This window comes from Streptomyces sp. NBC_01241 (assembly GCF_041435435.1).
GTDB lineage: Bacteria > Actinomycetota > Actinomycetes > Streptomycetales > Streptomycetaceae > Streptomyces.
Genome location: NZ_CP108494.1, coordinates 6,712,548 through 6,735,214 on the forward strand (window position 1 = coordinate 6,712,548; position 22,667 = coordinate 6,735,214).

Annotated in this window: 20 protein-coding genes and 2 pseudogenes; 14 read left to right on the plus strand and 8 right to left on the minus strand. The window is 69.2% G+C overall.

Annotated features, from left to right (window positions below):
• Positions 1 to 865: 865 nt before the first annotated feature.
• The 3 genes from OG306_RS30270 to OG306_RS30280 all read left to right on the plus strand — a co-directional run bounded on the left by OG306_RS30270 (position 866) and on the right by OG306_RS30280 (position 4,105).
• Positions 866 to 1,087, plus strand: a complete 222-nt coding sequence (locus tag OG306_RS30270) for a helix-turn-helix domain-containing protein (protein WP_371665889.1) — start codon at positions 866 to 868, stop codon at positions 1,085 to 1,087.
• 184 nt (positions 1,088 to 1,271) lie between these two features.
• Positions 1,272 to 2,264, plus strand: a complete 993-nt coding sequence (locus OG306_RS30275) for a tyrosine-type recombinase/integrase (protein ID WP_371666285.1) — start codon at positions 1,272 to 1,274, stop codon at positions 2,262 to 2,264.
• Between the two features lie 764 nt (positions 2,265 to 3,028).
• Entirely contained in the window at positions 3,029 to 4,105 is a 1,077-nt protein-coding gene (locus OG306_RS30280) for an NAD-dependent epimerase/dehydratase family protein (RefSeq protein WP_371665890.1), read from the plus strand.
• 73 nt (positions 4,106 to 4,178) lie between these two features.
• Here the strand turns inward: OG306_RS30280 and OG306_RS30285 are convergent.
• Positions 4,179 to 4,346: pseudogene (locus OG306_RS30285) on the minus strand (response regulator); the annotation flags it as partial.
• A gap of 164 nt (positions 4,347 to 4,510) precedes the next feature.
• On the opposite strand from OG306_RS30285, the gene OG306_RS30290 reads away from it, so the two are divergent.
• From OG306_RS30290 to OG306_RS30300, 3 genes are read left to right on the plus strand one after another with little or no spacing between them, the layout of a single operon-like run.
• Positions 4,511 to 5,257 (plus strand): glycosyltransferase family 2 protein, encoded by a 747-nt coding sequence (locus OG306_RS30290; RefSeq protein ID WP_266749218.1) that lies wholly within the window; start codon positions 4,511 to 4,513, stop codon positions 5,255 to 5,257.
• A complete protein-coding gene (locus OG306_RS30295) occupies positions 5,254 to 5,931 on the plus strand; it encodes a TIGR04282 family arsenosugar biosynthesis glycosyltransferase (protein ID WP_266749219.1) in 678 nt (225 codons plus the stop codon). Before OG306_RS30290 ends, OG306_RS30295 begins: the two co-directional genes overlap by 4 nt.
• 23 nt (positions 5,932 to 5,954) lie before the next feature.
• Positions 5,955 to 6,755, plus strand: coding sequence for a class I SAM-dependent methyltransferase (locus tag OG306_RS30300; RefSeq protein ID WP_327259636.1), 801 nt, complete (start codon positions 5,955 to 5,957; stop codon positions 6,753 to 6,755).
• 349 nt (positions 6,756 to 7,104) lie between these two features.
• On the opposite strand, the pseudogene OG306_RS30305 reads toward OG306_RS30300, so the two are convergent.
• Positions 7,105 to 8,175 (minus strand): annotated as a pseudogene (locus tag OG306_RS30305) (molybdopterin-dependent oxidoreductase).
• 200 nt (positions 8,176 to 8,375) lie between these two features.
• Here OG306_RS30305 and OG306_RS30310 point away from each other — a divergent pair.
• Positions 8,376 to 9,770: a hypothetical protein gene (locus OG306_RS30310; protein WP_371665891.1), complete on the plus strand. Its 1,395-nt coding sequence runs from the start codon at positions 8,376 to 8,378 to the stop codon at positions 9,768 to 9,770.
• A 342-nt stretch (positions 9,771 to 10,112) separates the two neighbouring features.
• Here OG306_RS30310 and OG306_RS30315 read toward each other — a convergent pair whose 3' ends face one another.
• Both OG306_RS30315 and OG306_RS30320 read right to left on the minus strand, forming a co-directional pair.
• Positions 10,113 to 10,265 (minus strand): hypothetical protein, encoded by a 153-nt coding sequence (locus OG306_RS30315; protein WP_266905192.1) that lies wholly within the window; start codon positions 10,263 to 10,265, stop codon positions 10,113 to 10,115.
• A gap of 276 nt (positions 10,266 to 10,541) precedes the next feature.
• On the minus strand, positions 10,542 to 12,176 hold the full coding sequence (locus tag OG306_RS30320; protein WP_266905190.1) for an MFS transporter: 1,635 nt from the start codon (positions 12,174 to 12,176) through the stop codon (positions 10,542 to 10,544).
• A gap of 432 nt (positions 12,177 to 12,608) precedes the next feature.
• Between OG306_RS30320 and OG306_RS30325 the strand changes: the two genes are divergently transcribed.
• The 6 genes from OG306_RS30325 to OG306_RS30350 all read left to right on the plus strand — a co-directional run bounded on the left by OG306_RS30325 (position 12,609) and on the right by OG306_RS30350 (position 17,863).
• A complete protein-coding gene (locus OG306_RS30325) occupies positions 12,609 to 13,778 on the plus strand; it encodes a cupin domain-containing protein (RefSeq protein WP_266749225.1) in 1,170 nt (389 codons plus the stop codon).
• On the plus strand, positions 13,775 to 14,623 hold the full coding sequence (locus OG306_RS30330; protein ID WP_266749226.1) for a fumarylacetoacetate hydrolase family protein: 849 nt from the start codon (positions 13,775 to 13,777) through the stop codon (positions 14,621 to 14,623). Before OG306_RS30325 ends, OG306_RS30330 begins: the two co-directional genes overlap by 4 nt.
• Positions 14,623 to 15,330 carry a maleylpyruvate isomerase family mycothiol-dependent enzyme gene (locus tag OG306_RS30335; protein WP_266749227.1) on the plus strand — a complete coding sequence of 236 codons (708 nt, stop codon included), beginning with the start codon at positions 14,623 to 14,625 and terminating at the stop codon, positions 15,328 to 15,330. Before OG306_RS30330 ends, OG306_RS30335 begins: the two co-directional genes overlap by 1 nt.
• Before the next feature lie 159 nt (positions 15,331 to 15,489).
• The gene (locus OG306_RS30340) at positions 15,490 to 16,869 is read left to right on the plus strand and encodes an FAD-dependent oxidoreductase (RefSeq protein ID WP_266749229.1); all 1,380 of its coding nucleotides are present in this window, start codon (positions 15,490 to 15,492) and stop codon (positions 16,867 to 16,869) included.
• 63 nt (positions 16,870 to 16,932) lie between these two features.
• Positions 16,933 to 17,058, plus strand: a complete 126-nt coding sequence (locus tag OG306_RS30345) for a hypothetical protein (RefSeq protein WP_327258670.1) — start codon at positions 16,933 to 16,935, stop codon at positions 17,056 to 17,058.
• A 196-nt stretch (positions 17,059 to 17,254) separates the two neighbouring features.
• Positions 17,255 to 17,863, plus strand: coding sequence for a TetR/AcrR family transcriptional regulator (locus tag OG306_RS30350; protein ID WP_266749230.1), 609 nt, complete (start codon positions 17,255 to 17,257; stop codon positions 17,861 to 17,863).
• Positions 17,864 to 17,960: 97 nt separating this feature from the next.
• Here the strand turns inward: OG306_RS30350 and OG306_RS30355 are convergent, their stop codons facing one another.
• The 4 genes from OG306_RS30355 to OG306_RS30370 are packed head-to-tail and all read right to left on the minus strand — an operon-like array spanning position 17,961 to position 21,391.
• On the minus strand, positions 17,961 to 18,884 hold the full coding sequence (locus OG306_RS30355) for a LysR family transcriptional regulator (RefSeq protein WP_266749231.1): 924 nt from the start codon (positions 18,882 to 18,884) through the stop codon (positions 17,961 to 17,963).
• Between the two features lie 10 nt (positions 18,885 to 18,894).
• Positions 18,895 to 20,037, minus strand: a complete 1,143-nt coding sequence (locus tag OG306_RS30360) for an NAD(P)/FAD-dependent oxidoreductase (RefSeq protein WP_266749233.1) — start codon at positions 20,035 to 20,037, stop codon at positions 18,895 to 18,897.
• Positions 20,034 to 20,222: a ferredoxin gene (locus OG306_RS30365; RefSeq protein WP_266749234.1), complete on the minus strand. Its 189-nt coding sequence runs from the start codon at positions 20,220 to 20,222 to the stop codon at positions 20,034 to 20,036. The genes OG306_RS30360 and OG306_RS30365 overlap by 4 nt, the downstream gene beginning before the upstream one ends.
• Positions 20,219 to 21,391 carry a cytochrome P450 gene (locus tag OG306_RS30370; RefSeq protein ID WP_266749235.1) on the minus strand — a complete coding sequence of 391 codons (1,173 nt, stop codon included), beginning with the start codon at positions 21,389 to 21,391 and terminating at the stop codon, positions 20,219 to 20,221. The genes OG306_RS30365 and OG306_RS30370 overlap by 4 nt, the downstream gene beginning before the upstream one ends.
• Positions 21,392 to 21,649: 258 nt before the next feature.
• Between OG306_RS30370 and OG306_RS30375 the strand changes: the two genes are divergently transcribed.
• Positions 21,650 to 22,624 carry a phosphotriesterase gene (locus tag OG306_RS30375; protein WP_266749237.1) on the plus strand — a complete coding sequence of 325 codons (975 nt, stop codon included), beginning with the start codon at positions 21,650 to 21,652 and terminating at the stop codon, positions 22,622 to 22,624.
• Positions 22,625 to 22,667: the final 43 nt, after the last annotated feature.

Below are 22,667 nucleotides of genomic sequence, written 5' to 3' on the forward strand. Positions count from 1 at the left end.
CGGGATTCGGGCCGGAACAGGGGCCACTGTGAAGGTGAGGGCTATTCGCCCCTTCGGGGATATGCCAGCTCTGGTCGACGAGGTGGCGCAGCTACTTCGCGAAGAAGACACCGGCTCGATCGTCCCCCCAGGGTAGACGGGCCTGACCGCGACAGACCGAGGACAGATTCGCCCACGGCAGACGAGAAAAAGCCCTGAAGGGCTGGAACCTCTCCCGGAGACCATGTCAACGTACAACCTCCCCGGAAAACACCGTGTCAGAGACGCTCCAAGCGGAGCGAATGCCAGCGTCCGGCGCCGGCGTCCGTCTCCCGTCTCGTGCCATGGTCCCTAGCAAGGAGGCCCGCCTGCTGAAAGCCGTACTTCGATCGGTCCGCGTCACTGCTCCGATCCTCCTGGCGCTCGGCGCCTTGAACGCATGGACCGCCCCCAGACGAAAGCTGACTACGCCACCCTGTCCACGGCCCTGTGCCTCTGCGCCTGCGCCGTCGGCCTTTTCGGCGAGGACCGGGTGCAGCGCGGGTATCGCCAAGACCTGGTGGTGCTCGCGCACGTCGCGGCCCACCCGGGTGCTGAGGCCCGTGGCGTCACCCGAGCCGTTGGTACCCCCGAACGCGTCGTGAACCCCAACCTTGGCCCTCCCACCGAGGGCGGCTGGTGGTCCTGGTCGAAGACGACACCCACCCCGCGCTCACGTCTTACAGGCTGACCTCTTAACCGTCGTGCGTGGGGCGGAATATAGGCCACGATCCCCGGTTACCGAAACCGGGGATTCTCCGGATCGTTTAGGGCGTCCTCACCGACTGCTTGGCGGTGGATCGAGTGCGGACTGACCGTCGTCCTGCCCTATCCATCGGAGCCTGCCGTGTGTGAAAAATTGCTATCGATACAGAGCGTTGCGGAAATTTTGGATGTAAGCCGACGCTCGGTTTATCGGTACATAGCTCTGGGGGAGCTTTCGGCTATCGATCTGCGCACGGGCGCGGAACGCTCTCGTGTGCGAGTTTCCGGAAGTGACGTAAAGGCTCTCGTTGAGCGGCGCACTAGCTCGTCCGGTTCCTCTTCCTCCGCCCCTCGGGCAAGTTAGCCCTACGTGTCCAATTGCTAGATGAATCGAGAAAGGCGAGATGGCTTACCTGCGTAAACTTCCATCGGGTAAGTGGCAAGCGACCGTAAGGACGCCGGCGGGCGATCGGGATACGGAGACCTTTGCGCTTAAGGACCAGGCGCGTGATTGGGCGGCTGGGAGGGAGGCTCAATTCCGGCGGGGTGTGCACCGGGACCCTCGTGCTGGAAAGATCAAGTTTCGCGAATGGCATGACCGCTGGTGGGATGCGCGGGTTGTCGAGCCCCATACGCTGCGCGGGGATGCTTCTGCCATACGCAACCATGTCATGCCCTATTGGGCGGACTGGGAAATGCGGGCTATAGGTCGCATTGACGTGCAGACGTGGGTCCGCAAGCTGATGCTCGAGAAAAAGGGTTCATCGGCGATTCGGCGCTCGTATAACTTGATGCACTCGCTGATGCAGGCCGCAGTCGATGAAGACCTAATCCCAGTTACGCCGTGCAGGCGCATAGACTTGCCGCCGGAGGTAGTGAAACCTCCGGAGTGGTTTACGCTCAATCAAGCCCAGGTGATTCTTGATGGGCTGTCACAGCCATGGCAGACGATGGCCCTTTTGGGCTTCTATACCGGTCTCCGGTGGGGAGAATTGTCAGGGCTCCATGGGAAGAGGATTGACTGGCGTAGGTCGCGGCTATTCGTCGTCGAGGTCAATACGAAGTCGGGCATCAAGGAGTATCCCAAGACTGCAAAGAGTCGCCGGGAGGTCCCGCTGCCAGACCACGTGCTAGATGCCTTGGCGCGTCACATGCATGGAAGGGATCGTGACGGTGTCGTCTTCACTACAGTCACTAAGGGGCGTGCCGGCCGATTGCTCGACGACGGAAATTGGCGGCGCCAGACGTGGTGGCCTGCCGTACGTGCGGCCTGCTATCTCGAAGCAGGTGGCAGGCGGCGAGCTGTCCCCGAGTATCCGCCGCACTCTATGCGTCACACGTGCGCTTCGTGGCTTGTGCAAAAGGGGGTGTCCCTGTACGAGGTGCAGCACCTGCTGGGGCACGAGAGCTATCAGACCACTCAGCGCTACGCCCACCTCGCACCTGATGCGCACGAGGCGGTTCTCGGGGCGTGGACACGGCTCGAATCGCAGCTCATAGTTCCCACGGGCACTGCCCTCCCATTGGCTGGGGCGCAGTGATTGCAAGCCGGGCCCTCGATGCTTCGCATATTGTCAGCCCTGCCGGTTCGCTCCGAACCGGCAGGGCTTCTCATGTGGTCGTGGAGCGGGCGGCCTAGGTGTTTCGCTGGTCGGTCAGGCCGCAGTGCGAAACCCCCGCTGCCACGCGTGGCCATGAAAGTGACGCACGTATGACGCACGGGGCCTATGGGCGCACGTGGGTTATGCCCTCTGACCTGCACGTTCCCTTGTGATTGACCCACTGCACATCTTCCCGATGACGCACCATGTGGAGTGCGTGGCAATCCTTGAACCTGCTGGGAAGGGTGCCTGACCTGCGGATTCGCTGCCCTGTTAGTTCGCTCGACCTGTTTCCCTCCGTGTGACGGTTCGAGCGGACGAATCGGTCACCCGAGGCTGTCTGACCTGCGGTTTCACCACGAATGCGACCATTTGGACGACGGTTCAGGACCTTGGTCCGGCATTCTTGACGCTCGAATGACGCTTGCCCTGGAAGATCAGCCTGGTCGTACGGCTCTGGTCGCAGGTGGCGAAAATCGTGGCTGCACGGGATACCGGATGACACCAGTGATCCGGGCGGCAGCAGCAGACCGGGCGGCCGGTGGTACAGAGCTCTCGGGCAGCCCGCTCACGCAGCTCGTCGGGGTGTTCATGTGCATGGATCGCGTTTTGTTTGTAGGCGGCCGCAGGGCATCTCTTACGATCCCGTGACGCGCCGCGCTGGAACCGGCCATGTGACTCGCCGGCGGCCTAGCGTGGGCGCCATGCGCGTACTGGTTACCGGTGGAGCCGGATTTATCGGGTCGGAGATCGTCCATACCCTCACATCGGCCGGGCATCAGACAGTCGTGTTCGACGCACTGCTGTCCTCGGTGCATGGTGCGGCAGTGGACCCCGCGGACTGCGACGCCGAGCGCATCATCGCGGACGTTCGCGATCGGGAGGCGGTGGACAGGGCCCTACGGGGCATCGACGCCGTGTGTCATCAGGCAGCGATGGTCGGCTTGGGAAATGACTTCGCGGACGCGCCCGAGTACGTCGGGTGCAATGATCTCGGGACGGCGGTGCTGCTTGCGGCGATGGCCGAGGCGGGTGTGCGAAGCCTGGTCCTGGCCGGTTCGATGGTGGTCTACGGCGAGGGACGTTACGACTGTCCCCGCCACGGCACGGTCCGGCCGGGACCGAGGACGGTGGCTGACCTGGACGCGGGCCGGTTCGAGCCGCACTGTCCGTGCTGTGGTGCGGAGTTGGCGCCTGGTCTGGTCACCGAGGATGCGCCCACGGACCCGCGCAGTGTGTACGCGGCCACCAAGCTCACCCAGGAACATCTCACCGCGGCCTGGGCGCGCGCGACGGGCGGGTCCGCGGTGTCGCTGCGCTACCACAATGTGTACGGGCCGGGGATGCCGCGTGACACACCGTACGCCGGTGTCGCCTCCTTCTTTCGCTCGGCGCTGGCCCGTGGAGAGGCCCCCCAGGTCTTTGAGGATGGCTGCCAGCGGAGGGATTTTGTCCATGTACGGGATGTGGCGGCCGCGAACGTATTGGCACTGGAAGCCATCAAAGGAAACGGGCCGGGCAGTTTTGCTGTTTACAACACGGGGAGTGGGGATCCCCGCACCATCGGCGAGATGGCCTCGGCACTGGCTTCGGCACATGGTGGCCCTGCTCCGAAGGTCACCGGCGAATACCGGCTCGGTGATGTACGCCATGTCACTGCGGACTCACGACGACTGCGAGACGAGCTGGGCTGGAAGCCGCAGGAAGGGTTCGCCAGGGGAATGGCGGAGTTTGCGACGGCCCCGTTGCGGGGGATGCGCCCAAACACCGGAAGGCTCTGAACACATTGCAGTGTGTGGTTGAGGCGTTCAACTGGCCGTTGGTCTGTGGCAGACAGGGCCGAGCCGGCTTATGGAGGACGACCAGGTCCGGCCGGCGTCCGGCGAAGCACCCCAGCGCCGTCGGACCGTCGTCCGCCCGCTCGACGTCGTACCCCGCCCGGACCAGGTAGCTGACGACGACCTCGGCGACCGTCGGATCGTCGTCGACGACCAGAACGTGGCCGCGTTCGGTGCCCGGCAGGAGTGCGTGCCTGGGCCTGAATCGTCCGGGATGTTCTCCATCTCACCACCCCGGCATGCAGGTGCGGCACGCGCGGGGCTCGTCCGCTGCTTCCAGGCCGACGTCCATTTTTCGTAAGAAAATGGAGCCCGGAATGTCGGTTTCTGCTCCGTAGGGTGAGTGGCGTGACCGATTCCTCCCTGACGGGCCCTCCGTCCGCCCATATCCCTACGCCGAGTGCCGACGTCATCCTGCCCTGTCTGGACGAGGCCGCGGCACTGCCCCGGGTGCTGGACGCCGTCCCCAGCGGCTGGCGCGCGATCGTCGTCGACAACGGCTCCACCGACGGATCGGCCGAACTGGCCCGCTCGCTCGGCGCCACCGTCGTGCACGAGCCGCGACGCGGCTTCGGCGCCGCCTGCCATGCCGGACTGCTCGCGGCCGAGGCGGAGTTCGTCTGCTTCTGCGACTGCGACGGCTCCCTCGACCCCGGCCTGCTCCCCGCCTTCGTACGCCGGATCGCCGACGGCGAGACCGACCTGCTGCTCGGCCGCCGCTGCCCCGAGGGCCGCGGTGCTTGGCCGCTGCACGCCCGCGCCGGCAATGTCGTGCTGGCCCGGATGCTGCGCCGCCGCACCGGCTTGCGGCTGCACGACCTCGGGCCGATGCGGGCCGGGCGCCGGGCGGATTTGCTGGCGCTCGGTCTCACCGACCGGCGCAGCGGCTACCCGCTGCAGATGGTGGTCCGCGCGGCGGACACCGGGCTGCGGGTCACGGAGACCGACGTCCCGTATCTCCCTCGCAGCGGAAAGTCGAAGGTCACCGGCACCTGGCGGGGTACCTGGCAGGCGGTGCGCGACATGCGCGCGGTGCTGCTTCAGCCACCGGCCGGGACGGCTCCGGGGACCGTGCGCTCCGGGGTGCCCCGGTGAGCGCCCCAGCCGGCCCCGGTGCGGTCGAGGGCTTGTCCGGCCCGACGACCGTGCTGGTCATCGCCAAGGAACCGCTGCAGGGCCGGGTCAAGACCCGGCTCACCCCGCCGTTCACACCCGCCCAGGCCGCCCGGCTCGCCGAGGCGGCGCTCGATGACACTCTGCGGACCGTGTGCGCCCTGCCCGCCCGGCGTCGCGCCATCGTCCTCGACGGACGTCCGGGCCCGTGGCTGCCGCCCGGCATCGAGGTGTTGCCGCAGGGCACCGGCCGCCTCGACGAACGGCTTGCCGCGGCCTTCGCCTGCTGTACCGGCCCGACTCTCCTCATCGGCATGGACACCCCCCAGATCACTGCCGCCCACCTGGCCGCCGCGCTCCGTCCCGCCGCCTGGGACGGCTGCGACGCCTGGTTCGGACCGGCCGACGACGGCGGCTTCTGGGCGCTGGGCCTGGCCGCCCCCGCCCCGGAACTCCTGCTCGGCGTCCCCATGTCCGTACCCGAGACCGGCGCGGTCCAGCGCCGACGCCTGGTCGACGCCGGGCTGACCGTGCGCGACCTTCCGCAGTTGCGTGATGTGGACACCGCACAGGACGCCGTCGCCGTTGCCGCCGCGGCGCCGCACGGCCGGTTCGCCGCGACGCTCGCCCTGCTGACCCCGGCGCAGGTCCAGTGAACCCGGTCCCTCACCGCAGCAGGCTGGTCACGGCACCCCCGTCCCCCGACCGCGGTACCACGTCCTGGGGCACCGATCCGTACGCTGAGGCGCTGCGCAACGGTCACGGACCGCTTTTCCTCCGCTGTACCGACGGCTGGCTCTTGCCCCTGGACGTCGAACGCTGGTGCGCGAAAGCCGACGCCGCCGACCTGTCGGCACTGGGCCGCTGCGAAGGCCCCGTTCTGGACATCGGCTGCGGGCCCGGCCGGCTGGTCGCCGAGCTCGCCTTCCGCGGCCATCGCGCACTCGGCATCGACATCAGCGAGACCGCCGTCGCCCACACGCTTCGACTCGGCGGAGCGGCGCTGCACCGCTCCGTCTTCGACCCGCTGCCGGGCGAGGGCCGCTGGGGCACCGCCCTGCTCCTCGACGGCAACATCGGCATCGGCGGGAACCCACCGCTCCTCCTGCACCGCACGGCCAACCTGCTCGCCCCGGGTGGTCTGCTCATCGCCGAGACGGCACCACAGGACATCGACGAGAAACTCCAGGTCCGGCTGGACGACGGACGCGGCACAGCGGCCGCCGACACCGGCGCCTGCGGCTCCGCGACCGCCTCACCGTTCCCCTGGGCCCGGCTCGGCACACCGGCCCTGCTGCGGTACGCGCAGGCGTACAGATGGCAGCCCGTCGATCAGTGGGAGGCGGACGGCCGCCCCTTCGTGTCCCTGCGCCGCAACCGGGCGGTACGGACGGCGAGCAACAGTGCCGAGCCCGCGAACAGCAACCCCGTGATCAGCAGCCAGTTCCCCAGGAACACATTGGGGGACAGCCCGCTGTAGGGCTCGTACCGCACCGCGTGCCGGGTGATCAGCGGCCACCACATCAGCAGGAGCAAGCCGGAGAGGAATGCCGGTACGCGGACGTAGTTGACCAGCCCGGTACGGGGCCCGAGCGCCCGGCGCAGGACCAGGTCCGCCGACGCGTACAGCGGCAGCAACACCAGATCGTGCAGGAGCGCGGAGCCGATGAACCACACCGTGATCGCGAACGTGTCGCCCGCCAGCAGCCGCACACCCGCATAGCCGGCGAGGGCGAATGTCGCGGCCAGCGGGAGGAGATGCAGCGGCCCTTCCCCGTACCAGCGCCTGAGAACCACTCGAGGATTCACCCGGTTTCCCGCCTTCCCGCTCACAGCGCCTCGAACGTCAGCCGGGCCACCCATTTGGTGTTGAGCACGCCGGGGGCCGCCGGGACGGTGATCCGCGCCGGATATCCGTGATCGAGCGAGAGGTCCTTGCCGTTGACCTGCAATGCCAGCAGCGCGCGCGGGTCGCGCACCTGGTTGTCGCGGAGCGCCACCTTCCGGAACGCCCCGCTGCGCTGGACGGACTCCACCGTCACCCCCGGTGGCCGGTCCGGATACCCCACGAGTGCCGCCAGATCCCTCAGCCGCACTCCGCGCCACCACTGGTCCGATATCGCTCAGCCCTCCACGCACGCGATCGGCAGCGCCGCGCTGTACTGGTCCATGGCCAGCAGTTGTTCCCGGCTGAGCCGGATCTTTCCGGCGGGCCCGCTGACGGTGAGCCGCCAGGCCTTCCCCGTATCGGCCGCGGCCAGTTCATCCGTCTCGCCGGGCGCGCAGCCCTCCAGCCGGCCGCCCCGCAGCACCCGGACGGCCCGCGGCAGCTTCAGCCCGGTGTGGGCGAGGAACGCGGCGAAGAACACCCACGCCCCGTAGAAGTGCAGCGGAGAGAACGACCCCGGGAACACGTACTCCAGCTGGATGTTGAGCAGTCCGGTGATGAACTCGAACAGTGCCCCGCCGACGAGCAGCAGCAGCGACACCCGCTCCAGCGCACGCCCCACGGAGCGGACCGGGGGCAGCGCGAAGAGCTTCGGGATCACCGACCAGAGCTTCGCCAGCAGTACGGGGACCAGGGCGATGCCCACCGTGACATGCAGCCCCTGCGTCAGCCGGTACAGCCAGTGCGGACCGGTCGGCCAGGCGAAGAGATAGAACCCCAGCAGGCCCTTGTCCGGCGTCTTGTCGTTGACGGGCGCGAGGTCCGGGTTGTACGCGGCGTACGACAGCAGACCGGTCACGAACAGCAGGGTGAGCCCGGCGAGCAGGACCAGCCCGAGCACCGCCGTGAACCGGACACCGCGCACCGGGCTACGCCAGAACCCGGGCGCGGAGGGAAGCCGCCCGGCGAAAGGCCGGTCCACGACCCGCCGAGCCCGGAAATGACCGGAAATGAGAAGGGGGAGCCTCTTCCGAAACGGCTGTCACCCATGTCCCGAAGCTATGCCCGGGACGCCTGACCGCAGGGCGTACGACTCCTGACGAATCTCTGACGTCACACCCCGGAGCGGGCAGCCGGAGCAAGATCTGACGGTTCGGTGACACGATCCCGTGGCATCACGTGTAACCGTCCTGCTGTGCATAGCGTGCCTGCGTGAAGACCGAGGACCGCACAGAACACCCCACCATGGATGAAACCGGTCACCGCACCGGCCGCCGCAGCGACTTGATCGCCGCCGCCGCGGGCGTTCTGCTCGTCACCGCCGCCGTGCTTGTCGGCCGGTTGATCCAGGACGCCGACGGAAGCCTCTTCGTCCACTGGCCTCCCCTGCTGGCCTCCTGGCACCCACACACCGGCCCCGGCACCCCGGCCGTCGTCGTCGTGGCAGCCACCGTCGTCGCGTACGGGCCGCCGCTGGCCGACCGTATCCGCCGGCGGGCGCTGCTCCCGGCCGCCTGGGCGGCGTCGCTCGCCTGGGTCTTCTCGCTGGCGCTGATCGACGGCTGGGGCCGGGGCATCGCCGAACGGCTCACCAGCAAGCATGAATATCTGCAGGCAATCGAGCGCTTCCAGAACATCGGCGCGGCCCTGCGCGGCTTCAATGGCCACATCCTGCTCGGCTCCCCGGACAACTGGCCCACCCATGTCGCCGGGCACCCACCGGGCGCCACGCTCACCTTCGTTCTGCTCGACCGCATCGGGCTCGGCGGCGGCGCCTGGGCCGGGGTCTGGTGCATCGTGGTCGGCGCCTCCGCCGGCCCGGCCGCCCTGATCGCGCTCCGGGTCCTGGCCGACGAGCGCCTCGCACGCCGCGCCGCCCCGTTCCTGGTCCTCGCACCGGTCGCGGTGTGGACCGGCACCTCGGCGGACGCCTACTTCGCCGCCGTCGCCGCCTGGTCCGTGGCCCTCCTCGCCCTGGCCGCGACCCGTTCGGTCCGCCTCCCCATGGCCGCCGCATTCGCCTCCGGTCTGCTGTTCGGGCTGACCTGCTACCTCAGTTACGGTCTGACGCTGATCGCGATTCTGCTCCTGGCCGTCCTCGTCCTCGCCCGTACCGCCCGCTCCGTCCCCCTCTTTCTCGCCGGAGCGCTGGTCGTCCCGGTCCTCTTCACCCTGGCGGGCTACAACTGGTGGGAGGGCTACCGGCTGCTGGTCGAGCGCTACTACCAAGGGGCCGGCGGCTTCCGCCCGTACTCCTACTGGGTCTGGGCGAATCTCGCCTGCACCACGATCGCCGCGGGCCTCGCCACGGTCGCCGGACTCCGTCGAGCCGCGGCCGGCGCCCCCGGAGCCGTACGCGCCCTGCGCACCGGCACCACCTGTGCGTCCCAACGGCTGATTCTGCTCACTCTGATGGCGCTCCTGGCACTCCTGGCCGCCGACCTGTCCGGGATGAGCAAGGCGGAGACGGAGCGCATCTGGCAGCCCTTCATCCTCTGGCTGCTGCCTGCCGCCGCCCTGCTGCCGACCGGCACCCGGCGCGGCTGGCTGACCGCACAGGCCGTCGTCGCCCTGCTCGTCAACCACCTGCTGTGGACCGGGTGGTGACGAGAGAGACCGTTGAACTCTTCTGCCGGGGGGTACAGGCGAGTCCTATGGCGGTGAACCGTTGAAGCGAACCGCGTGCGGCCGCGATGCGACCAGCAACCACCACCCCTCCGGTCCCTGGTGACCCGCTCGCCACCATCGGGGGCAGCCGTAGCCGGTCGTCCGCAGCCGTCCGGCGCGCTCATCCAGCAACTGCTCGGGAACGAACCCGGCTCTCGCGAGCCGCTGCCGGAGCTCGTCGGGGATCGGGAAGCGGGCGGCTGCGGATCGCCCGGCGCCCCGGACAGTGGTGCCCCCGGCACCTCCGTGCCGGTCACCGTGATCGCCGGCGAGGCCGGTTCCTCAGTGTTCGGTGAGCTCAGCGGCGCGGGCGTCCCTGCGGCCATGGCTCGCGGGCTCGAGGAGGCCGAGGACGCCGTCGCGATGCGCGTCGGCCCGGTCTCCTGCGGCATGCCGGCCCAGATCAAGGCCGCGCTCGCCCAACGCAGCGACCATGCCTCCGTCAACGGTCTGCACTCCGCCGTCACCGTGACCGGAGTCCTCCGCCTGATCGGTGCGGTGGCCGCCGTCGCCGGCATAAAGCGCCGGGCAGAGGAGGCAGCAGGCCCGCCGGCCGGTCCCACCGGAGGGCGGCAAGGGGGACGTGGTGATCGCCGGTGCTCACCGAGCGTCGGCGCACCCGTGAGAGCGGCGCTGCCGGGGGCGTGTCCGACCCTGGCGGGCGCCGCTCCGAAGCGGTGGACGGCGTTGTCCTTCTCCTCGCCGGGCTTGCTACTTCGCGACGGGTTCCGGGGCGCCGCCCTGTTCGGTGGTGGAGGGTTCGGCCGGGGACTGGGCGGGGGAGCGGTGAGGGCGGACGCCGAACATGCCGACGGCGGTAAGGACCGCGGCCAGGGCGGCGGCGATGCCGCAGATGAGGAAGGCGTTGCTGAAGCCGCTGCCCAGTGCGTCGAGGGCGAGGTCGTGCGCTGCCGATCCCGGAGCGCCGGGCGGCAGGCTGTTCACGGCGATCGGTCCTCCCTCCGCGGCGATACCGCGCGCGGCTCCCAGGTGGTCCGCCGGCAGGTCCGCGTCGTTCAGTTTCGACGTGAACTCCGTTGCCGCGTTGCTGAGGGCGACCGCGGTGACGACGACCGGGCCGAGCGCGAAGCCGAGATCGCGGAGCATGTTGGTCGTGGCGCTCGCCATGCCCGCCAACTGCGGGGGCACGCTGTCCAGTGCCACGGCCGTCACCGAACTCACGCACAGGGCGAAGCCGACGCCGATCAGCAGGGCGGGTCCGACGAGCGCGGTCAGGGCGGGGTCGGTGACATCGAGCCGGGTGCACAGGAGGCAGCCGACGGCCATCAGGACGAAGCCCGAGGTCAGCAGCCAGGTCGGGGCGACCCGGTGCAGCAGCCGGGAGACGATCGGTATGAGGACGAACGCCGGTCCCTGCAGCAGCAGGAACGGGACGGCGACGCGAAGCGGGTCCTGGTGCTGCACCGGTCCGAGCCACATGGCCGTCGCGAAGCATGCGCCGAGAAACGCGAGCATGCCGACGACGGCGACGACGGACGCCACCGTGAAGGCCCGGTTCCTGAACAGGGTCAGGTCGAAGATCGGGGACTTGGCACCCAGCTCGACCACGACGAAACCGATGAGGAAGCAGAGGCCGACGCCGAAGGACAGGATGACGGGAAGGGTTGTCCAGCCCGACTCGGGACCCTCGACAGCGGCGTAGAGCACCAGGATCAGACCGATGGCGAAGGTGATCTGCCCCGGTATGTCGAGCTTCCGGCCCTCGGGAGACCTGGACTCCGAGGTCAGCACAAGGGTGATTACCACGCTCACCGCGGCGATCACCACAAGCACCCAGAAGGAGCCGCGCCAGGAGCCGATCTTGGCGAACGCCCCGCCGAGGAAGGGCGAGACGGCCGCGCCGGCTGAGAGGAACCCGCTCCACAGCGCGACGGCGTGGGCCCGTTCCCGGGCGTTGCGGGTGACCGACGCGAGCATGGTGAGCGAACCGGGGAACAGGGCACCAGCGCCGAGACCGTTCAGCGTGGCACCGACCCAGAGGACCTGCACGTTGGGCGCAACCGCGGCCACGGTGCTGCCGACGGCGACGAGGGCCGCCCCCACGGTGATCAGCTTCTTGCGGCCGAACAAGTCGCCGAGCACGCCGAAGGTGAATTCGAAGCAGACCACCGCGATCATGAACGCCGCGGTGATCCAGGTCAGTTGGGAGCCATGGGTGTTCAGGTCCGCCTGGAAGAGTCCGAGGAGGGATGCCGGCAGTGCGTTGGCCACCTGCGCCACGAACACCGCACAGCAGGTGGCAGCCAGCGTCCCCGCGTAGCCCGGCTTCCGGGCCGCCCCCGCGGTGGGGCCGTGGGACGTCGTCGTCCCGTTGTTGAGCGTCATTGCTTCTCCCTGGCTGGGAAGGTGAAGTGCCCCGCCGTCGGGCGGGACGGGCTTCGGCCGACTGCCGAAGCGAGGAGGAGGAGAGGGTGAACGTTGCGGTCGTTCACCGTTCTCGCCGGGACCCGGGCACGCCGACGGGCTTCTCGTCGAGCGCTGCGGGCCTGTGCCATAGGGGCAGGTGTGGCGAGCCGCTGCCGTACTCGAGGTGGAGGGGGGAAGGGCACAGCAGGAGTCGGACGCGGTGCCGTGGAGAATGACATCTCGCTTTACGTCGCGTCAATGAAATGTTCGCCGTTTAAGCGAAATTTCCTCAACGTAAGGATCGAGTTGCCTCGGCGAGTTGACGCCTTCTGGCCCGACCTGCGCGGGGCCTTCGGTTCTGCTCTCCAGAATCTGCATGTCTTGTGTGCGAACCCGGCGCACGCTGAGTCCGTGACTCAGTCCTCACTCGCTCAAGACATCGCTACGGGCTCCCCCGTCCGGCTGCAGGCCGTTTCCGCAGCGGGCCGGCCCGAGGTCACCCCGGCACTGGAGGAGCTGTACCGGGGCTTCGAACAGGAACTTCTCGTCCCGCTGTGGACCGAGATCGGTGACCTGATGCCGGCGCACCCACGTTCGCGTGCGGTCCCGCACGTGTGGCGCTGGGCACAGCTGCGGGCGCTCGCGGCGCAGGCCGGCGCTCTCGTCCCGGTCGGCCGCGGCGGTGAGCGCCGCGCCATCGCGCTGGCCAACCCCGCGCTGGACGGCCGGCCGTTCGCCACGCCGACGCTGTGGGCAGCCATCCAGTACCTGATGCCCGGGGAGGACGCCCCGGAGCACCGCCACACCCAGCACGCGTTCCGGTTCGTCGTCGAGGGCGAAGGCGTCTGGACGGTCGTCGGCGGCGACCCGGTGGCCATGCGGCGCGGCGACTTCCTCCCGCAGGCCGGGTGGAACATGCACGCGCACCACAACGCCACCACCGAGCCGATGGCCTGGATCGACGGCCTCGACATCCCGTTCCAGTACGCCAATGAAACCCAGTTCTTCGAGTTCGGCCGCGACGAGATCAGCGACGCCGAGCGGATCACCCCGGACCGGTCACGGGCCGAGCGCCTGTGGGGACATCCCGGACTGCGCCCGGTCTCGGCCGCCGAACGAGGCCCCGGCACGCCCCTGTTGGCGTACCGCTGGGAGCACACCGATCGCGCCCTCGGCGACCAGCTCGCCCTGGAGGCGGAGGGCTTCGCCGGCACCGTCGAGCCCGGCCACGCCGCCGTCCGCTTCACCGACCCGGCGACCGGCGCCGACGTGCTGCCCACCATCCGCGCCGAGATGCACCGCGTCGCGCGCGGCGCCGAGACCGCGCCGGTCCGCGAGACCGGCTCGTCGGTCTATCAGGTCTTCGACGGCTCCGGCACCGTCACCGTCGGGGAGAAGTCCTGGTCCGTGACGCGGGGTGATCTGTTCGTCGTCCCGTCCTGGCAGCCGCTGTCCGTGCGCTCCGAAGCCGGCACCACCGACTCCGATTCCGGCGCCCTGGACCTGTTCCGCTTCAGTGACTCCCCGATCTTCGAGGCCCTCCGGCTCGACCGCACCCACGTGGAAGGAACCACCCGATGAAGCTCGCCACCCTCCGTACCGGCGGCGCCACCAAGGCCGTCCGGCTCGACGGCGACGTCCTGGTCGATCTCGGCGTCCCGGACGTCGGCACCCTGCTGGGCCAGGACGACTGGGCCGAGCGCGCCGCCGCGGCCACCGCCGAAAACGCCGAGACGTACGCCGTGGACGGCGCCGAGTACGCGCCCGTGGTCCCGCAGCCCTCGAAGGTGGTCTGCGTCGGGCTCAACTACCGCAACCACATCCAGGAGATGGGCCGAGACCTGCCCGAACACCCCACCCTGTTCGCGAAGTTCGCCGACGCGCTGATCGGCGCCGGTGACGACATCCTGCGGCCGGACGAGACCGGCCAGTTCGACTGGGAGGTCGAGCTCGCGGTGGTCGTCGGCAAGCGCGTGCGCCGCGCCCGGGGCGAGGAGGCCGAGCAGGCGATCGCCGGATTCACCGTCCTGAACGACATCACCTGCCGGGACTGGCAGTTCCGCACCCGTGAGTGGCTGCAGGGCAAGACGTGGGACTCCAGCACCCCGGTCGGCCCCTACCTGGTCACCCCCGACGAGCTGCCCGGCGGCGTACGCCCCGCTCTCGACATCCGGCTGACCGTGGACGGTGAGGTCATGCAGTCCGACTCCACGGCCGACCTGCTCTTCGATCCGGTGCACCTGGTGGAGTACGTCTCGACGATCGTGCGCCTGAACCCGGGCGACATCATCGCCACCGGCACCCCGGGCGGTGTCGGGCACGCCCATAAGCCGGGGCGCTATCTGGTGGGGGGCGAGACGGTCGTCGCCGAGATCGACGGCATCGGCCGCCTGGAGAACCGTGTCGTCGAGGAGAAGTCCGCCTGATGTCCCGCACGTTCGAGGACGCTCGCCGCTGGGCACAGCTCGGCACCACCCTGTTCGTCCAAGCCGCGGACCTCGGTGAAGCCGGGCTGGACGCGCCGAGCACGTTGCCCGGCTGGACCCGCAAGCACCTGGTCGCGCACGTCGCTGCCAACGCCGACGCCCTGGGCAACCTCGTCCACTGGGCCGCCACCGGCGAGCCGACACCGATGTACTCCTCTCCCGAGGAACGCGCCGCCGGTATAGAACGGGGCGCCGGGATGCCGGCCGCCGAACTGACCGCGTGGCTGCGCCGTTCCGCGGAGGAGCTGGCCGCGTCGACGGCCTCGCTCGGCGACGAGCAATGGCAGTCCCCGGTCGTGACGGCACAGGGCCGCACCGTGCCCGCCACCGAACTGCCCTGGATGCGCTCCCGCGAGGTGTGCGTCCACGCGATCGACCTGGGCACCGGCCTGACCTTCGCCGACCTGCCCACCGGCTTCCTCGCCGCGCTCTGCGACGACGTCGTGGGCAAGCGCGCCCAGGAATCCGGCCCGGCGCTGCACCTGGAGGCGACCGACACGGGCGCTTCCTGGAAGCTGCCCGGGGAGGGCGGGCCGACCGTGCTCGCCGGCCCCCTCCACGAGATCACGGCCTGTCTCACCGGGCGCGAACACACCCTCACAGCTCCCGGCGGCGGGCCCGTTCCCGCCCTGGCTCGCTGGCTCTGACCCCGGCTCGCCGGCTCCGACCCCGGTTTGCCGGCTCCGACCGCTGGGACCGCTGGGACCGCATCGGGGCCGGCCGCCCGGACTCCATCGGCCGGTCCCGATGCCCGGGTCTCACAAGCCCTGCCACTCGACGTCTCTCTGCCATTCGAGGAAAAGAAGATGAACCCTGCGACCCCGCCCACCAGCGACAAACCCGACGTGATCATCGTTGGAGGAGGCATCGGTGGCCTCAGCTCCGCGTTCGCCCTCGCGCGGCAGGGGCTGCGCGTGCGCGTCCTCGAACGGGCCCCGGAGTTCGGCGAGGTCGGCGCCGGCATCCAGATCGCGCCCAACTGCACCCGCATCCTCGACGAGTACGGCCTGCTCGACGAGGCCAAGGAGCTGGGCGTACTCCCGGAGAACATGGTGATGCGCGACGTCCTCGACGCCCGGGAGCTGACCCGGCTCGACCTGCGGGACGTGGAGCGGCGCTACGGCTTCCCGTACATGGTGATCCACCGCAGCGACCTGCACGGCATCTTTCTGCGCGCCTGTCGGCGGGCCGGTGTGGAGCTGCTGACGGACCGGACGGTCATCGACTACGAGCACACCGACGGTGGCGCCCGGATCCGCCTGGAGAACGGCCGGACCGAGGAGGCGCCGTTGATCATCGCCGCCGACGGCCTGCACTCGGTGGCCCGGCGCAAACTGGTCGGCGACGACGTGGTCAGCTCCGACTACGTCGCCTACCGCGCGGCCGTCCCGATCGACAAGGTGCGCGACAACGGCATCGCGGAGAAGGACGTCACCGTGTACGTCGGCCCGCGCTGCCACTTCGTGCAGTACGCCCTGCGGGGCGGCGACATGTTCAACCAGGTTGCCGTGTTCGAGTCGCCGAAGGCGCTGGCCGGGAAGGACGACTGGGGTACGCCGGACGAGTTGGACGCGGCCTTCGCGGCGACCTGCGACACCGTGCGCAAGGGTATCCCGCTGATGTGGCGGGACCGTTGGTGGCAGATGCTCGACCGGGACCCGATCGAGACGTGGGTGCACGGCCGGATCGCCTTGCTCGGTGACGCCGCCCACCCGCCGTTGCAGTACATGGCGCAGGGCGCGATCATGGCGATCGAGGACGGCTGGGTCTTCGCCCGGCACGTCGCCCGCCAGTCCACCGGGAGCGCCGGAGCACCGGACTGGGACGCGGTACTCGCCTCCTACGAGGCGGTCCGCGTCGAGCACTGCCGCCGGGTGCAGTCCACCGCCCGTGCGTGGGGCGACCTGTGGCACCTGGACGGCGAGCAGCGGCTGCAGCGCAACGCGATCATGCGTGGGCGGGACGCTCACGACTACGGCTTCACCGATTGGGTGTACGGCCCCACGGCGCTGGCCCCGGACGAGGAACCCGCGATGTTCACCCCGATCCCGCTGTCCTCGGCCCGGCTCGGCGAGACGGATACCGAGGGGGCGCTCGCGCAGACGGCGAATACCGAGGGGGCGCTCGCGCAGACGGACGTCAAGGGTGCGGAGGCCACCGCGGTCGCGGAAGGCATCGCCCGGTGAGCGACGCCTTCCCGTACACGGCGGTGCGGACACCGTTCGGCCGGTTCAACGGCGCGCCGGCCGGTGTCCGCCACGTACGGCGTCACGGTCGCGCAGCTACGGGAACGGCTCTCCGTCGACCTGCTCCCGCGAGCCACCGACACCAAGCGACGGACGCGCGCCGACGTCATTCATGGTTCCGCCCCTTGACGGGCGCCGGCCCTCACCGGTCGTCTCCCGAACGAGGCCATGGCGGTACCGCGACTGGACCGGTACCTGATCCGCGACACCGGGAAGCGCGTGAACGGTGACACGCTGGTTTACGGTGTGTCCGGGCTCAGGTCAACGCGTAAAGCGCGAAGCCGGTATGTGCGCTCGACGTACAGTGGCGCGTTAGGATCCGGTCATGGCGAACCTTCGTGAGGCGCAGAAGCAGATGACGCGCCGTCTGCTGCTGGAGTCAGGACTTGAACTGTTCAAGACGAAGGGGTACGCCGCCACCACGGTCGACGACATCGCGACTGCGGTGGGCACCACGCGAGTGACCTTCTACGCGTACTTCTCCTCCCGCAGCGAGCTGATGAAGGCACTCATCGACGAGCAGCTCAACGAGGCGTTGCAGCGCGTCGGCTCTCCCGAGCACGGCTCCACGGCGCAGGACCTCGTCGCCACGGTCGCCGACGGGACGCCGGAGGCGATCACGGCGTGGCTTCGGCGAACCGCCGACAGCTGGCCGGCCATCCGGCCCATCATCCGCGTCGGCCGTGACGCCGCGGCGGTCGATCCGGAACTCACCGACCTGGTCGAGCGATGGATGGAGGAGGCCATCAGCGACATCGAGGAAGGACTGGCGACGGCTGGGCGCCTCGCGCCCCATCAGCGCCGCTTCCGGGGCGTTCTGGCGATGGCCCAGCTCGATTTCGTCGCCCAGAACTGGGACCGTGCCGACTGGAAGATCACGCGTGACCAGATGCTCGATGAGCTCAGTGCCAGTTGGGTACGGCTCCTGGCCTGACCACGCCCGCGGGACCGGCCGCGCGACGGAGAGCGGGCCGCGCTGTTCAAGCGGTTCGGGAACATCGACGCGTGGTCGATTCGCCTCGTAGCCGGCGTCAGAGATGCGTTGCGACATCGAGCAGCAGCGCCCGAAGCCATTCGGTGAAGTACTGATCGGCCAGTCGGGGATTCCAGACCATGTCGATCCCGAGCCCGGGAATCGGGAACGGGAACTCCTCGATCCGCAGGTCGGTGAGCGTCCGCATGGCGGCGGCGACCTGGTAGCGAAGGAGTGCGACGCCGCCCGCGCGTGCGACCAGGAAAGGTACCAGCAGGAAGTCGGAGATCAACTGGCCGATGCGGTAGGTGACACCCGCTTCCTCCAGCACCGAATACGGGAAGACCCGACGATCGGTGTCGACGACGATGTGCGGCTGTGTGGTCAGGAGGTCGAGCGCGCTCGCTTCCGGCGGCGTGTCCGGTGAGGCCACCACCACACAGCGGTCGTTGTACAGCCGCTCGCGCGGGTACGGCGAGAAGTGCCCCTCGGAGAGCAGCACGACGTCGACGCCCTTGTCGGTGAAGGTGGCCTCGGTCGGCACTGTGATCGTACGCAGACGCAACGTGGCATGAGGAGCACGCTCGGCAATGAGCCGCGTCAGTTGAGGGCCGACGACGAACGCCGTGCTGTTCGTCATGGCGATCGTGATGACGCGCCGATCCGCGGCGGGGTCGAAGTGGGGGAAGTTCACGATGCGTGCCGTCTGTTGCAGGGCACTGCGCAGCGGCGCGATCAGTTCCAGCGCGCGCGGGGTCGGCGTGACGCCGGTCCCTTGTCGGACGACGAGGTCGTCACCCAGCAGACGCCGCATTCTCGTGAGGGCGTGGCTCATCGCCGGCTGTGACAGACCGACTCGCTCCGCCGCCTTGGTCACCGAACGCTCCTCGAGGAGCGCGAGGAGGGGCACCAACAGGTTGAGGTCGACCGATGCCAGTCGATCCAGCCCCGAACCCGTGGTGCCCTCTTCGTCGTCGACCATGGAGCGAACCTTACGCAGCTGCCCGGGTCATACGACGCAGCCGGGGAATCGGTATCCGGTAGTTGAGGGCCGCGACCACACCGGTGCCGTGATCGTGCGACCAGCGCATCAAGGCCGGCCCGCCACCGGGCCCTCCTTCGACGTATGCCGGTTCCCCTTCCAGCGGCAGATGGCCCACCGCCTTGAGGCTCAGTCCGAACTGCTCGGTCCAGAAGTACGGCTGAAACCGGAGCGGCGGCGCATCGTCGCCGCGGACAAGCGCCCTTGCGGCGACCTTCGCCTGCTCGATCGCACTGCTCCACAGGGGGATGCGGCGCAGTCCGTACGGAGTGGGGAAGGCTGCGAGGTCTCCGACGGCCGCGACGTCGGGGCGGACAAGCCCACGCGAGTCGACCGGGACGGCACCCTTCGCCGCAAGTCCTGTGTCCGCGAGCCATTCCGTGTTGGGGACGTCGCCGACGGCGGTCATGAGAATCTCCGCCTCCAGGACCGCGCCATCGTCCAGTACGACCCGGGCGCTTCCCTCACGCCGTTCGAGCCGTGCCGACCCGGTCTCGACGATGGTGAGCCCCCGCTCCAGCGCAGCCTTGACGAAGACGCCGGCGAGGTACGAACCGAGCTGGACGATCAGTGGCACTCCTTGGGAGACGAGGGTGACCCGGGATCCGGCGGCCAGGCACCCCGAGGCGATCTCCATGCCGAGCGGGCCTCCGCCGACCACGATGACCGACGGCCGGCCCGCCAACCGGCTTCGCAGGGACAGCGCGTCATCGAGTCCGCGCAGGGTGAGCTCCTCGGGGAGGCCGGACAGCCGTCGCGCACGGGAGCCCGTGGCAAGGACGACGCGGTCGTACGGCAGAGCCGTACCGTCGTCGAGAGTGACGAGCCGACGATCGAGGTGGAGTCCGGTCGCACGTACGCCCAGAAGTTCCGTCGCCCCGTGGCTGGTCGGCGCAAGCGCGTACGACGCCATGTCGTCGCCGTCGAGCAGGAGCGCCTTCGAGAGGGCCGGGCGGCTGTACGCCGGGTGCGGTTCGTCGCCGACGATGGTCAACTCGCCGTCGAAGCCGGCCTCGCGGAGCGTATCGGCCGCGGTGAGTCCGGCAATCCCGTTGCCGACGACAACGACGCGGTCCAACGCGGCGCCGCTCATACGATCCTCAGCGCTGCGACCGGACACACGCGGACGGCGGCGTTCACCAGGGCGGCGTCGGCTTCGTCGACCTGCTCTCTGTCGAGCACGAGCTCGCCGTCGTCGTCGAGGTGCATGAGCTGCGGGGCGGCCTCCTCGCACAGGCCGTGACCCTCACAGCGGGGGCGGTCAAGAACGATCTTCATGCGGGAATCACTTCCAGGACGGGGAGCTCCTCGATGCTCCGGGTGATGTTGCTGGGAACACGGACCTCGGGTCCGACGACGAGGCGCTTCACGCGCCGGGAAAGCGCTTCGATCACAGCGTGCGCCTCCAGGCGGGCGAGCCCCTGGCCCGCGCAGCCGTGGGGGCCGTAGCCGAACGAGAGATGGTCGATCGGATTGCGCTCGACGAGGAAGGCATCGGGATTCTCGTAGTGCCGGGGGTCGCGGTTGCCGGCGCCGAACAGGATCGCGACCTGCGCACCCGCGGGGATGACGGCCCCGTCGATGTCGACGTCCTTGGTGGTGCGCCGGCCCCAGGCGTGGACGGGAGCCCAGAAGCGCAGCACCTCGTTGAATGCCGCCGGCACCAGCGACGGGTCCTGGCGGATCAGGTCGAGCTGGTCGGGGTGCGAGCCGAAGAGGGCGACGATGTTGCCGATCGCTGCCACGGTGGTGTCGACGCCGGCCCCGAGGTACTGGTGGATGATGTGGCCGGCCGTGTTCGGCGGAACGGTCCCCCGTGCCTCGGCGTCAAAGATGCCACGGCCCACGGACCCTTCGGTCAGGTCGGTGGCCCTGACCTGGGAGCACCAGCTGTAGAGCTCGCCGGCGATCGGGAAGCTCTCGGCCGTGCGCTGGTTCATCGGACCGATGACCTGCATGGCGGCCTGGCCCCAGCGCAACATGTTGTCGCGCACGTGGCCCGTGAAGCCGATCAGATCCGCGACGACCTCCAGCGGGAATGCGCGAGCAAGGGCGTCGATCGCCTCGAAGGTGCCCTTCTCGACAAGCTCCGCGACGAGAGCGTCCGCCTTCACCTCGATTCGCCCCTTCAGACCGCGCAGCGCACGCGGCGAGAGGTTCTCGGTGAGCGTGGCGCGCAGTTGGGTGTGCATCGGCGGATCGGACGCGAGCGAGGTGCCGGCGAGTGCCTCGTTGGTCATCGGGTTGAACCCGATCGAGGCCGAGGAGAACGACTCCCAGTCCGCGAGTGCGTCACGGATGGCGTCGTACCGCGTCAGCACATGGACATCGTTCTTCCGGAGGCGGACGACGGGGCCCTGCTCCCGCAGTTCGGCGTACACGGGGTAGGGGTCGAGCACGACCCCGTCGGCGAAAAGGTCGATGTCGGAGGTAGGTGGGGTGGTCATGTCCTTCAGTGAAGTGGCTGGCGTCACATCCAACAAATGAATGATTCACATGCCGAAATATGCACGCCGTTCATGCTTGCCGTTCATGCTTCCCTTCCACGGCACCTGCCGTCGAGCGGCCGGTTCTGAATGCCCACTGCACCGTCCGTCCATTGTTTTTTCTTGGTGTTCATTTCATTGACACTGTGTAAATCGAATGGCTACTGTGACTGCAGCCACAGGGTGCGGTGCACCCGACCCGGACATGTGAGGGCAGGCATGAGCGTCAAGAGCAACACCGTGAACACCGTCCTGGGCCCGGTGCCGACCGAGGAACTGGGCGTCGTCTCGGTCCACGAGGCACTGCTGTCGGTGGTGCCGGGCGCGGAGTACGCCTTCGACATCACCATCGACCGCGCGGAGATCTTCGAGACCCTCGCCGTCAAGCTGAAGGACTTCCGCGCCCACGGCGGCGGCACGATCGTCGACAGCACCGGCATGTTCCACGGCCGGGATGTCCGGCTGTACGAGACCCTCTCCCGCACGACCGGCGTGCACATCGTCGCCTCGACGGGGCAGGGCCCGGAGGAGCTGCTCGGCGGCTACTTCCTCACGCCGCAGACCAACCCGCCGGCGCCGTGGCCGGCCGAGAAGTTCGCCGACCTCTTCACCAAGGAGGTCGCCGAGGGCATGGTGGTCCCCCGCGTGGAGCGACGAGGAGCCGCCGGCCTGGTGGCCACCGTCGCAACCCTTGAGGGCATGACCGCGACCGACGAGAGCTTGTTCCGCGGCGCGGCCCGGACCGCCCTGGGCACCGGCGTCGCGGTCTCCATCCGCTACGGGAGCGACGCCGTCCACGACCTCGATGTCGTCCTGGACGAGAAGCTGCCGGCCGACCGCGTCGTCGTCGGCGGACTCGACCGCAAGGAAGCCGTCGCCACCGGCGCGCCCCTCGAGATCACCCGCCGCGGCGCCTACGCCGCACTGGACCACGTCGGCGTGGAGGACACGGCCCACATCACCGATGCCGAGCGCGCCGCCCTGGTCGCCGACCTCGTGCGGGCCGGATTCGGCAACCGCATCCTGCTCTCGAGCAACGCGACGGGGGTGGCGAAGGGCCACCCCGGCAACGACCTCCCTTACAGCTACGTCCTGACCACTTTCGTCCCGCTCCTGAAGGCACAGGGTCTCAGCGACGAGGACACGCGGCGGATTCTCGTAGAAAACCCGCGCGACCTGCTGTCGGTGCGCTGAGCGCCGGCGCGAACGACCATCAAGTCTCTTTCTTCAAAGGTGA